The 12,204-nt window shown below is 70.6% G+C and carries 10 protein-coding genes; 5 read left to right on the forward strand and 5 right to left on the reverse strand.

The features are described 5' to 3' along the window. The first annotated feature begins 39 nt into the window (after window positions 1-39). Window positions 40-672, forward strand: coding sequence for a sigma-70 family RNA polymerase sigma factor (locus ABZV58_RS09085; RefSeq protein WP_354999601.1), 633 nt, complete (start codon window positions 40-42; stop codon window positions 670-672). A 33-nt stretch (window positions 673-705) separates the two neighbouring features. Here ABZV58_RS09085 and ABZV58_RS09090 read toward each other — a convergent pair whose 3' ends face one another. Continuing rightward, window positions 706-1,377, reverse strand: a complete 672-nt coding sequence (locus ABZV58_RS09090; protein ID WP_354999602.1) for a TrkA family potassium uptake protein — start codon at window positions 1,375-1,377, stop codon at window positions 706-708. Between the two features lie 2 nt (window positions 1,378-1,379). Then, entirely contained in the window at window positions 1,380-2,045 is a 666-nt protein-coding gene (locus ABZV58_RS09095) for a TrkA family potassium uptake protein (protein WP_354999603.1), read from the reverse strand. Window positions 2,046-2,236: 191 nt separating this feature from the next. Here ABZV58_RS09095 and ABZV58_RS09100 point away from each other — a divergent pair, with 191 nt between their 5' ends. The 3 genes from ABZV58_RS09100 to ABZV58_RS09110 all read left to right on the forward strand — a co-directional run bounded on the left by ABZV58_RS09100 (window position 2,237) and on the right by ABZV58_RS09110 (window position 6,128). Continuing rightward, window positions 2,237-4,228, forward strand: a complete 1,992-nt coding sequence (locus ABZV58_RS09100) for an APC family permease (protein ID WP_354999604.1) — start codon at window positions 2,237-2,239, stop codon at window positions 4,226-4,228. Window positions 4,229-4,262: 34 nt separating this feature from the next. Next, entirely contained in the window at window positions 4,263-5,651 is a 1,389-nt protein-coding gene (locus tag ABZV58_RS09105; RefSeq protein WP_354999605.1) for a TRAM domain-containing protein, read from the forward strand. Window positions 5,652-5,759: 108 nt separating this feature from the next. Further along, window positions 5,760-6,128, forward strand: coding sequence for a glyoxalase (locus ABZV58_RS09110; RefSeq protein ID WP_354999606.1), 369 nt, complete (start codon window positions 5,760-5,762; stop codon window positions 6,126-6,128). A gap of 58 nt (window positions 6,129-6,186) precedes the next feature. On the opposite strand, the gene ABZV58_RS09115 is transcribed toward ABZV58_RS09110, so the two are convergent. The 3 genes from ABZV58_RS09115 to glsA all read right to left on the reverse strand — a co-directional run bounded on the left by ABZV58_RS09115 (window position 6,187) and on the right by glsA (window position 9,644). Next, a complete protein-coding gene (locus ABZV58_RS09115) occupies window positions 6,187-6,990 on the reverse strand; it encodes an enoyl-CoA hydratase (protein ID WP_354999607.1) in 804 nt (267 codons plus the stop codon). 88 nt (window positions 6,991-7,078) lie between these two features. Further along, window positions 7,079-7,762, reverse strand: coding sequence for an SIMPL domain-containing protein (locus ABZV58_RS09120; RefSeq protein WP_354999608.1), 684 nt, complete (start codon window positions 7,760-7,762; stop codon window positions 7,079-7,081). A 61-nt stretch (window positions 7,763-7,823) separates the two neighbouring features. Further along, complete coding sequence (gene glsA, locus ABZV58_RS09125) at window positions 7,824-9,644, reverse strand: glutaminase A (protein WP_354999864.1); 1,821 nt, start codon at window positions 9,642-9,644, stop codon at window positions 7,824-7,826. A gap of 286 nt (window positions 9,645-9,930) precedes the next feature. On the opposite strand from glsA, the gene dxs reads away from it, so the two are divergent. Further along, on the forward strand, window positions 9,931-11,829 hold the full coding sequence (gene dxs, locus ABZV58_RS09130) for a 1-deoxy-D-xylulose-5-phosphate synthase (protein ID WP_354999609.1): 1,899 nt from the start codon (window positions 9,931-9,933) through the stop codon (window positions 11,827-11,829). Window positions 11,830-12,204: the final 375 nt, after the last annotated feature.

Here is a 12,204-nt window from a genome sequence, read left to right on the forward strand (position 1 = left end):
CACGAGAAACGCAACGATCGGCTAGAAAGGACTCGGACATTGGCTACCGAGCACAAGGTTTCGACCACCAAGACCCACGCCCACCCCAGCCCCGCGCTGACGGAGAGCCGCCGGGTGGCGGCCGAATTGGACAAGCTGATCGGCCCCGCCGCCGCGGGCGACAAGCACGCGGTGTCGGAGATCGTGCGGGTAGTGCACCCGCTGGTCCGCCGCTATACCGGCGCCCGTCTCGGCAACACCGCCCACCTGCACGTCACCGCCGACGACGTGGTGCAGGAGATCCTGCTGGCCACCGTCAACGCCATCCCGCGCTACCGGGATCAGGGCAAGTCCTTCCTGGCCTTCGTCTACGGCATCGCGGCCAACAAGATCGCCGACGCGTTCCGGCGCTCGCAGATGCACCCGACGTATCCCGTCGCGGACGTCCCCGACTCCCCGTCGGCGGCCGCTGGGCCGGAAGAATGGGCGCTCGCGCTCGAACGCCGCTCGGCCACCAGGGAATTGATGAAGATACTGGCTCCCGCGCACCGCGAGGTGCTGGTGATGCGGATCGTGCTCGGCTGGTCGGCCGCGCAGACCGCGGAGGCCATCGGCACCAGCCCCGGCGTCGTCCGGGTGATGCAGCACCGCGCCCTCAGCAAGCTGCGGGCGCAGCTGCAGCCGGTGGCCTGAGCCCGAACCGCGGCAGCAAACCGTATCGGGGTGTTATGGCTTGATGCCGTGGTCGGCCAGCGCCACCCGCAGATCTTCCTCGGCTTCCACCGAGGTCACGAACAGCAGCTCGTCCTCGCCCTCGAAGGGATCGTCGGCCTGCGGGACGATCACCCGGCCGCCGCGCAGGATCGTCACCAGCGCGGCGTCGCGGGGCAGGGTCAGGGTGCGGACGGGCTTGCCCGCCAGCGCGGTGTCGGCGGGCAGGGTGATCTCCACCAGGTTCGCCTGCCCTTGGCGCAGCGTCATCAGGCGGACCAGGTCGCCCACCGAGACCGCCTCCTCGACCAGCGAGGCGAGCAGGCGCGGCGTGGAGACCGCCACGTCGACGCCCCACGACTCGTCGAAGAGCCATTCGTTGCGCGGGTCGTTGACCCTGGCGACCACGCGGCGCACGCCGAACTCGGTCTTGGCGAGCAGGCTGTGTACCAGGTTCGCCTTGTCGTCGCCGGTGGCCGCGATGACCACCTCGTAGGTCTCCAGCCCGGCTTCCTCCAGCAGCGCGAGTTCGCACGCGTCGGCGTGCACCCAGACGGCGTCCGGAATGGCTTCCGCGTCGATGTGGTCGAGCTGACGCTCGATCAGCATCACCGTGTGTCCGCTGCGTAGCAGTTCGCGGGCAATCGATCGGCCGACGGCGCCTGCCCCGGCGATGGCCACCTTCATGATCAGTCCTCGCTAGCGGGGGGCTTGACGGCCAGCGCGACGACCTCGCCGACGCTGCCCGAGTTCGCGGCCACGTAGACGATGTCGTCGGCCTGGACGATGGTCTTGCTGTCGGGCAACAGGCCTTGGCCGAACCGGATGATGAACGCCACCCGGACGGAGATCGCGCGCTCCAGATCGCGAACCGTCCGCCCGTACCAGTCCTCGTGCAGCGTCAGCTGGGTCACCGCGACCGTTCCGGTGGGATCGCGCCAAGTCGTCGTGCTGGAATCGCCGACGAGGGTGCGCAGGAAACGGTCGGTGGTCCACGGCACCGTGGCGATGGTCGGGATGCCGAGCCGCTCGTACACCGCGGCGCGCTTGGCGTCGTAGATCCGGGCGACAACGCGCTCGACGCCGAAGGTCTCGCGGGCCACCCTTGCGGAGATGATGTTGGAGTTGTCGCCGGAGGAGACCGCGGCGAACGCCTCGGCCCGCTCGATTCCGGCGCGGGTCAGCACATCTCGGTCGAAGCCGACGCCGACCAGGCGCTCGCCGGGGAAATCGTCACCCAGCCGCAGGAACGCGCTCGGATCCCGGTCGATCACGGTGACCTCGTGGCCAACCCGGACCAGGGCGCGGGCCAGCGACGAGCCGACGCGACCGCATCCCATGATCACTACGTACACCGTGCAACCTCGCTCCTGGACCTGGCGTTCGGTCTACTCACCTGTCCGCAGAACCGTACCCGCCCTGTGTGTCCATGGCCCACTTTCCCCCTTCGGGGGGCGGGCAAACCTCTTTGTGACCCGCGGGCCTGCGCAGACGCGCATCGATACCCCGCGGGCGATCGAGGGCCGGGGGATCTATGCTCGCTTCAGTGTCCAAGTTGACGACGGCAGCCAAGCGGATGCTGCTGGGCAGGCCCTTTCGTAGCGATTCGCTGGGGCACACACTGCTGCCCAAGCGAATCGCGCTTCCGGTGTTCGCCTCCGACGCCATGTCGTCGGTCGCGTACGCGCCGGAGGAGATCTTTCTCGTGCTGTCGGCGGCCGGTATCTCGGCCTACGTCTACACGCCCTGGGTAGGTCTCGCCGTCGCGTTCGTGATGGCCGTGGTGGTGGCCAGCTACCGCCAGAACGTGCACGCCTACCCGTCCGGCGGCGGCGACTACGAGGTCGCGACCACCAACCTCGGCCCCACCGCGGGACTCACGGTCGGCAGCGCCCTGCTGGTGGACTACGTGCTCACCGTCGCGGTGTCGATCTCCTCGGCCGCCTCCAACATCGGCTCGGCCATTCCCTTCGTGGCCACCCACAAGGTGCTGTTCGCGGTGGTGGCCATCGCGCTGCTGACCGCGATGAACCTGCGCGGCGTCCGGGAATCGGGCACCGCGTTCGCGATCCCGACTTACGCGTTCATCTTCGGCATGTTCGTCATGCTCGGCTGGGGCCTGTTCCGCACCGTGGTGCTCGGGGAGGAACTGCGGGCCGAGTCGTCCGGATTCGGCCTCGCCGCCGAGGACGAGCACCTCTACGGCGTGGCCTTCGCCTTCCTGCTCGCGCGCGCCTTCTCCTCCGGCTGTGCCGCGCTGACCGGTGTCGAGGCGATCAGCAACGGCGTGCCCGCCTTCCGCAAGCCCAAGTCGCGCAATGCCGCGACCACGCTGCTGCTGCTGGGCAGCATCGCGATCACGCTGCTGATGGGCATCATCATCCTGGCGCAGAAGATCGGCATCGTGTACGCCCACGACACCCACAACCTGATCGGCGCGCCCGACGACTACCACCAGAAGACGCTGATCGCCCAGATCGCCGACACGGTGTTCCAAGGCTTCCCGATCGGGTTCTTCTTCATCACCATCGTCACCGCGCTGATCCTGGTGCTGGCCGCCAACACGGCCTTCAACGGCTTCCCGGTACTCGGTTCGATTCTGGCGCAGGACCGCTATTTGCCGCGCCAGCTGCACACCCGCGGTGACCGGCTGGCCTTCAGCAACGGCATCCTGTTCCTGTCCGGCGCGGCGATCGCGTTCGTCGTCGTCTTCGGGGCCGAGGTCACCAAGCTCATCCAGCTCTACATCGTCGGCGTGTTCGTCTCGTTCGTGCTCAGCCAGACCGGCATGCTGCGGCACTGGACGAGGCTGCTGCGCACCGAGACCGATCCGGCGCAGCGGGCCAGGATGCAGCGTTCCCGGGTGATCAACGCGGTCGGCCTCAGCGCCACCGGCGCGGTGCTGATCATCGTGCTCATCACCAAGTTCTTCGCGGGCGCCTGGATCGCGATCCTGACCATGGTCTCCATCTTCGTGGTGATGAAGAGCATCCGCCGCCACTACGACTCGGTCGCCAGGGAGCTCGACGAGCACGAGTGGGACGGCGTGCTGCCGAGCCGTTCGCATTCGATCGTGCTGGTCTCCCGACTGCACCTGCCGACACGGCGCGCGCTGGCCTACGCGCGCGCCACCCGCCCCGACACGCTCGAGGCGATCACGGTGAACGTCGACGAGGCCGACACCAGGGCGCTGGTGCGGGAATGGGAGAAGAGCGATATCACCGTGCCGCTCAAGGTGATCGAATCGCCCTACCGCGAGATCACCAAGCCGGTGCTGGACTACGTCAAGCGGGTGCGCCGCGACGCCCCGCGCGACGTGGTGACGGTGTTCATTCCCGAGTACGTCGTCGGCCACTGGTGGGAGCAGGTGCTGCACAACCAGAGCGCGCTGCGTCTCAAGGGCAGGCTGCTCTTCGAGCCCGGTGTCATGGTGACCTCGGTGCCGTGGCAGCTGAGTTCGTCGACGACGCGGGCCGGACAGGCGGGCGAGATCAACGCGCCCGGCGCGGTACGGCGCGGCTACGAGGATCGGGTATGAACGCGCCGCAGCCCTGCCCGAGCGGGCCCGCGCGATGACCGACTGGTTCGGCAGGACCTTCGACCTGCGGCTCGGCCCGCCCGGACACGGCGGGTTCTGTGTCGGCAGGCACGAGGGCCGGGTCGTGTTCGTGCGGCACGGGCTGCCTGGCGAGCTGGTGCGCGCCACGGTCACCGAGGACCGCGGCGGTTCGTTCTGCCGTGCCGACGCCGTGCAGGTTCTGGAGCCTTCGCCGGACCGAGTGCCGCCGACCTGCCCGGTGTCGGGGCCGGGCGGCGCGGGCTGCTGCGATTTCTCGCACGCGACGCCCGCCGCGCAGCGGGAGCTGAAGGCGATGGTGGTCGCCGAACAGTTGCGCAGGCTCGCGGGGATCGAGCGCGAGATCGTCGTCGAACCGATCGCCGGTTATCCGGACGACGCGAGCGGCGGCTGGCGCACCAGGATCCGGCTGCCGGTCGACGCCGAGGGGCGGGCCGGTGTGCACCGCTATCGCAGCACCGAGGTGATCGCGGATCTGCGCTGCCCGCAACCGGTTTCGGGTGCGATGAACGGCATCGCCGACCGGATCTGGACGCCGGGCGCGGATCTGGTCGTCGCGGTGGACGGGGACGGTGTGCGGCACCTGGTGGAACTGCCGCCCGCCGAGCAAGTGACCGCCCGGCGGGGGCGGCGGCACGGTGGCGGACCGCGGGGGCGGCGCGGCGGGAACCAGGGCTCGGAGCGGCCGCGCGGTGCCGCGGGACCCTCGGGCCGAGGGGAGGAGCGGGTCGAGGATCCGGAGGAGGCGCGCCGCGAGGCGGTGGCGCGCCGCGCCGCGACGCACGCCGCCCGCGACGAATGGGTGGTCGACGGCACAGGGCGGGCCGTGGAGTACGTCGCCGGACGGCGCTGGGAGATCGCGGCGACCGGGTTCTGGCAGGCGCATCGCCTTGCGGCGCAATGTTATTCGGACGTGGTAGCGGACTGGTCGGGTCTCGACCACGGTGACCTGGCCTGGGATTTGTACAGCGGTGCAGGGGTTTTCGCGGCGCGCCTGGCGGACCGAGTGGGCGCGCGGGGCTCGGTGCTCGCGGTGGAGTCGGCGCGTTCCGCCGTGGCCGACGGACAGGCCGCACTGCACGACCTGCCCTGGGTGGATCTGCGCGCGGAACGTGTCGAACGCTGGCTGACCGAGCATGTGGGCGGCGCCGCGCCACGGGCCGTGGTACTGGATCCGCCGCGCGCGGGTGCGGGCAAGGAGGTGGTCGCGGCGGTGGCCACGGCCGCTCCCGCCCGCATCGTCCACGTCGGCTGCGACCCGGCCGCGTTCGCCCGCGACCTGGGCCTCTATCGATCGCACGGCTACCGCCTCGTCGACCTGCGCGCCTTCGACGCCTTCCCCGCGACCCACCACGTGGAATGCCTTGCGCTGCTGGAGCGCTGACCGGCCGGGGTGCAGTAGCGGCGGGATCCGGACGACCGCGGGTCGGCGTAGAGTCGGCGCCGGGAGTCCCTGTGCCAGTGGGGGACTGGTCGACTCGGCGGGAGGGATGTGGTGATCCATCACGTGCAGGTGAGCTGTCCGCCGGGATCCGAGGACGCGCAGCGCGCGTTCTACACCGGTGTGCTCGGCTGGCCAGAGCTGCCGAAGCCGCCGCTGCTGGCGGCGCGTGGCGGCTGCTGGTTCCGGGTGCCCGGCCACGGTGGACCCGATGGCGAGCTGCACGTGGGAGTGGAGGCCGACTTCCGCCCCGCCGCCAAGGCGCATCCCGCGTTCGTCGTCGACATCGACGCGACGGCCGAGGCGGTCGCGAGCGCGGGTCATCCGGTGCGCTGGGCCGATCCCGCCGAAATCCCGGGGCGCCGCCGCTTCTTCACCGAGGACGGCGTCGGCAATCGGCTCGAGTTTCTGGCGGACTGAACACCGGATTCGTTCCCTCGGGCCGCGGCGGACATGGCCGAGCCAGAGCTCCGTCCGGTCAGTGTTCGTAATGGGGTGGACGGCGGTCGCGGCGGGCGCGGATGGCCTCGTCGAAGTTGTCGGTGGTGAGGCGGACGTAGAGCTGGGCGAGGCCCTCCTGCTGCATATGTGACTCGAAGCTGCTCGCCTCCAGTCCGCTCCACAGCATCCGCTTGGTGAGTTCGGTGCCGACCCGGCTGAAGCCGATGATGCGTTCGGCGAGGTCGTAGCAGGTGTCGAGGAGTTTCGCGGTGGGCACGGTGCGCGAGACCAGACCGATCCGCTCGGCCTCGACGGCGTCGACGTCGCGTCCGGAGAGCATGATCTCGAAGGCGCGCGCGGAGCCGATGGCGCGCGGCAGCAGGAAGCTCATGCCGAGCTCGGTCGAGGTGAGGCCGTTGTTGATGCCCGCGGCGCGGAAATACGCGTCCTCGCCGGCGACGCGGATGTCGGCGCCGACCGCGAGGCAGAACCCGCCGCCGATGGCCGCGCCGTTGACCGCGGCGATCACCGGCTGGTGCATCCGGCGCAGCGTGATCATCCCGTCGTTGAGCAGGTCCATCGAGCGACGCGCGACCGTAGTGGGAGTGAGCCCCGCCGTGTTCGGCACCCGCCCGGCGCCTTGGAGGTCGGCGCCCGAACAGAAGCCTTGTCCTGCACCGGTCAGCACCACCACGCGGACGTCGTTGTCGGCGCTCACCTGCTCGAGCGCCTCGCGCAGCGGGATCATCACATCGAAGGCCATGGCGTTCATCCGGTCCGGCCGGTTCAGCGTCACCAGCGCGATATGCGGCCGCGGCCGGTCGACGAGCACGAAGGACATGGCGGCTCCTGACCCGCGGCGCCCGGTCCGCCGCGCGCCTTCACTATAGGGTCGCCCGCGCGCCGATCGCGGCGAATCCGCGGCTCCCTCAGTCCAATTCCCAGGTGGCGCGCACGCTCGCCGACACCTCCGATTCGCCGAGCTCGACCGGCACCGCCGCGGCGAACGCGACCTCACCCACCGGCGCCGACATGGCGCGCATCCGCGGCGCGAAAGGCGGTGCGGACGCGGCGTTCTCGGTGATCTCCAGCACCGAGCCCAGCGCCCGGCCCGCCCGCGCGGCGTACTGCTCGGCCTTGGCCAGCGCGTTGTCCCACGCCGCGTCGCGGGCCCGCGCGAGCAAACCCGCCTGATCGGCGAAGGTGAGGGTGAGCCCGCCGAGCCGGACGTCGTCGCCGCCCGCCTCCACCGCGTCGGCGATGATCGTCGCGGGCCCGGTGTCGGCCCCCGCTTCGGCGTCGATGTCGCGCAGCGCCACCGTCAGGTCGGCGGTCGCGAGATAACCCGTGATGCGGTTGCCCTGCCCCTCGGTCCACACCGTCTCGGTGCGCACCGACAGCCCACTCGTGGCGATGTCGGAGTCGGCGACGCCGTTTGCGCGCAGCGCCGCGCTGACCGCCGCGACCCGCTCGCCCGCCTGCCCGTAGGCCAGCGCGACCTTGCTCGCCCTCGTCTCGAGGGAAATGGTGACGCGCATCAGATCCGGGGTCGCGCGCACGCTGCCCTGCCCGAAGGTGGTGACCGTGCCGGTGTCGGACTTCTTCTTGCTCACGTCGCTGCGCTCCTCGCTCGGCGGTGTCGGTCCTCGTCGCTGGCTCAACGGATGAATCGGCTCAATAGTCCCCGCCGCGTACCGCGATCGCCCGCACGGCGGCGTCCATCTGGGCGTACGCGCCCGCCGCCAGCCGTTCCAGCAGCGCCAGCTTCAGCTCCGGCGCGCGTTCGGCGAGCATGTCGAAGCGGGCGGGGCTCAGCACCGCGACTCGGACGGCTGTCTCGGCCCGCGCCTCGTTCACGAACGGCGTGCCGACCAGCATCGGGATCTCCCCGAACGACATCCCCGCCGAGAGGGTGACCAGCCGGTGGGCGCGTCCGTCTGCGCCTTCGAAGCTGAGCCGGACCCGGCCCTCCAAGATCAGATACAGCCCGGAACGGCTGCTGCCGCGGTGGGCGATCACCTCGCCACGCGCGACGGTGCGCATCTCGAAATCCTCCGCCAGCCGCGCCCGCGCCTCGCGGTCGAGAGCCGCGAGCGCGGGATGCTCCTCGACCGTGATCGACGTGCACGCCGGTTCGTCGGCGGGACGGTGGCGGGCGAGCACGATGTCCTCGCACCACTCCGTGGCGGTGTCGCGGTCGATGAAGACCCGGCCGCGCGGGTCGGCGGGGTCCAGGCTCGACACCAGACGCCCCAGCTTGGCGTCCGGATCCACCAGCGCGACCAGGCACCCGGTCGCGGCGAGTTCGCGTCGCAGCTCGTCGAGCATGGTCACCGCGATCACGCTGACCTCACCCACCCGGCGCAGGTCGATCACCAGCGCGTCCAGGTCTTCGGCCCGCTTCTCGATCGCGCGCACCGCGCCCTCGGCCCCCGCGAACAGCAGATCGCCGTGCAGTTCGTAGACCCTGGCTCGGTGTCCGTGCTCGTCGAGCACCGCGATCTCCTCGGTGCTGCGCCGCATCCGGGAGGGCACCTCCACCACTGTGTAGTCGGCGCGGATCGCCGTGCGCGCCGACCGGGTGACGTGCAGGAAGTGCAGCTCCAGCCGCCGCGACAGTTCCCGGCAGGCCGCGACACCGCGCACGCTGTTGCCGTGCCGGTCCAGGCGCGGGGAGTAGACGGCGATCCCGATCTGCCCGGGCAGCACCGCCAGGATGCCACCGCCGACCCCGCTCTTGGCGGGCATGCCGACGGTGCTCACCCACTCGCCCGCCGCGTCGTACATGCCGCAGGTCGTCATCACGCTCAGCACCTGTTCGGTCAGCGTGCTCGACAGGGCCCGCTCCCTGGTGAGCGGATTGACGCCGTTGTTGGCCAGTGTCGCGGCCATCACGGCGAGATCGTGGCAGGTGACGTCGATCGAGCACTGCCGAAAGTAGCGGTCCACCGCCTCGTCCGGATCGGAGTCGATGACGCCGAAGGAGCGCAGCAGGTAGCCGATGGCGCGGTTGCGGTAACCGGTGCGTGCCTCGGAGGCGTAGACGGCCTCGTTCACGCGCAGCTCGCGCCCGGCGAAACGGGAGTAGCAGCGGCGCACCCGCTCGAACCTCTCGGCGGCGTCGCGACCGTCGATCAGTGCGGAAGCGGTGATGGCGCCCGCGTTGATCATCGGATTGCGCGGACGCGCGGTCACCGGGTCCAGGCTGATCTCGTTGAACGCTTCGCCGGAGGGCTCCACGTCGATTCGCTCGGCCACCGCGGCGGGCCCGCGATCGGCGAGCGCCAGCGCGTAGCTGAACGGCTTGGAGATCGACTGGATCGTGAAGGGGACGTGCACGTCACCGGCGCCGTACACCCGTCCGTCGGCGGTGGCCACGCACAGGCCGAACGAATCCGCTTGCACCGCCGCGAGTTCGGGAATGTAGTCCGCCGGCTCGCCGGACCGGTCGGCCAGGCACTCGGCGTACACGTCGGCGACGATGCGTGCCACCACACCGGAATCGGTCGTTCGCGGAACCACTCGCTCGGGCTCGGCCACCCGACCACTGTATGGCCGTTCGCCGCGGGCTTGCGCGAACTTTGGGGCTACTCCGTCCAGCCCCGCGCGGCCGACAGGTACCGTAGAGCGCACGGCCGGACGTTTTCGTCCGGCTCGCGCGTGTCCAGTCTCACATGTCGCGACGAAGTCGGCTGGTGACAGGCAGTTGTCGGAAAGTGGCACTGTCACCGCTCCGTAGACTGATCGGATCAGAAGCGCTATCCGGAGGGAGCGAGTTCAGGTGGGAGTGCTTTCCCGGGTCGACACGCCCGAAGACTTGCGCCGGCTGAACGTGGCCGAGCTGAAGGAGCTGGCGGAGGAGATCCGCGAGTTCCTGGTGCAGAAGGTCGCCGCTACCGGCGGTCACCTGGGACCGAACCTCGGCGTGGTGGAACTGACCATCGCGCTGCATCGAGTCTTCGATTCGCCCGCCGACCCGTTGATCTTCGACACCGGCCACCAGGCCTACGTGCACAAGATCCTCACCGGCCGCAAGGACCAGTTCGACGGTCTGCGCAAGCAGGGCGGGCTGTCGGGCTACCCGAGCCGCGCGGAGAGCGCGCACGACTGGGTGGAGTCCTCGCACGCCTCCGCGGCGCTGTCCTACGCCGACGGTCTGGCCAAGGCGTTCCAGCTCACCGGACAGGGCAGGCACGTCGTCGCGATCGTCGGCGACGGCGCGCTCACCGGCGGTATGTGCTGGGAGGCGTTGAACAACATCGCCGCCGCGCCGGACCGCTCGGTGGTGATCGTCGTCAACGACAACGGCCGCTCGTACGCCCCGACCATCGGCGGCCTCGCCGAGCGGCTCACCGCGCTGCGCACCCAGCCCGCCTACGAGGTGGCCCTGGACGCGGGCAAGCGGATTCTCAAGAGCATTCCGCGGGTGGGCGAATCGGCCTATTCGATGGTGCACGCGGTGAAGGCGGGCATCAAGGACGCGGTGAGCCCGCAGGAGTTGTTCAGCGATCTCGGGCTCAAGTACGTCGGCCCGGTGGACGGCCACGACGTCGCCGCCATGGAGGCGGCGCTGCGCCGCGCCAAGGACTTCGGCGGTCCGGTGGTGGTGCACGCGGTCACCCAGAAGGGGCGCGGCTACGCGCCCGCCGAGAATCACGTCGCCGACCAGATGCACGCCTGCGACCCCATCGACCCGCTGACCGGTCGTCCGGTCGGCGGTCCGAAGGCGGTCGGCTGGACCTCGGTCTTCTCCGAGGAACTGATCGCGCACGCCGAACAGCGCGACGACATCGTCGCCATCACCGCCGCGATGCCCGGCCCGACCGGTCTGGCCGCGTTCGGCGAGCGGTTCCCGGACCGCATGTTCGACGTCGGCATCGCCGAACAGCACGCCATGGCGTCGGCGGCCGGTCTCGCGCTCGGCGGTCTGCATCCCGTGGTCGCGATCTACTCGACCTTCCTCAACCGCGCCTTCGATCAGCTGCTGATGGATGTGGCGCTGCTGAAGCAGCCCGTCACCGTGGTGCTGGACCGCGCGGGCATCACCGGTTCCGACGGCGCCAGCCACAACGGCATGTGGGACCTGTCGGTGCTCGGCATCATCCCCGGCATCCGCGTCGCCGCCCCGCGCGACGCCGCCACCCTCCGCGAAGAACTGGGCGAGGCGCTGGCCGTCGACGACGGGCCCACCGCGCTGCGCTTCCCGAAGGGCAGTGTGACCGAGGACATCCCGGCGGTCGAACGTCTCGACGGCGTGGACGTGCTGCGGCTGCCGGACGCCGAGGGCGGCTCGGCGCAGGCGCAGCGCGGCGACGTGCTGGTCGTCGCGGTCGGCTCGTTCGCCGAGACGGCGCTGCGGGTCGCGGATCTGCTTGCGCCGGAGGGTGTCTCGGTCACCGTGATCGATCCGCGCTGGGTGCTGCCGGTCTCCGACACCGTGGTGAAGCTCGCGGAGAACTACCGCCTGGTGGTCACCCTCGAGGACGGCGGCCTGCACGGCGGCATCGGCTCCACCGTCTCGGCCCGCCTGCGCTCCTCCGGTCTGGACGTCCCCACTCGCGACCTCGGCGTCCCGCAGCAGTTCCTGGACCACGCCTCGCGCAACCAGGTCCACGAGGAACTCGGCCTGACCCCGATCGACATCGCCCGGCGCATCACCGGCTGGCTCGACGCCAGCTGATCCCGCGATCTCGCGCGCCCCGCCTCGGATCCCGAGCGCGGGGCGCGCTGGGTTGTCGGCCCGAAATCCTCGCTCGGCCGCCCTCGCCGCCCGAGAGGGCGTCGCTTTCGGATCCTGATCATCGCGGGAGCGTGGGACAGTCCGCGGCCCGTCGGCCGCGACGTCATTGCGGCAGGCGTGAGCAAGACGGTGAGCCGGGGGAGGGCGAGTTCGACGCTACCGAGGCAGAAGGCCGTCGAGTGGGACGTTCGACCCCGCGAGGTCGGGCAGCCGCAGGTATGAGTGCGACGGTGAGCCAGAGCGGCGGTGGCGCGCTGTCAGGGTGGGCCGTGATCACGCAGGGCCAGGCGGGCGTGGTGGCTGGTGTGCGGTGGT

The organism is Nocardia sp. NPDC004654 (genome assembly GCF_040609595.1).
GTDB lineage: Bacteria > Actinomycetota > Actinomycetes > Mycobacteriales > Mycobacteriaceae > Nocardia.

What these genes read in the sequence shown, in the direction of transcription:
- ABZV58_RS09115 (WP_354999607.1), bottom strand. Translation starts at nt 6,990, where the DNA reads ATGTCCTTCGTGCTCGTCGACCGGCCGCGGCCGCATATCGCGCTGGTG.
- ABZV58_RS09090 (WP_354999602.1), bottom strand. Translation starts at nt 1,377, where the DNA reads ATGAAGGTGGCCATCGCCGGGGCAGGCGCCGTCGGCCGATCGATTGCC.
- ABZV58_RS09105 (WP_354999605.1), top strand. Translation starts at nt 4,263, where the DNA reads ATGACCGACTGGTTCGGCAGGACCTTCGACCTGCGGCTCGGCCCGCCC.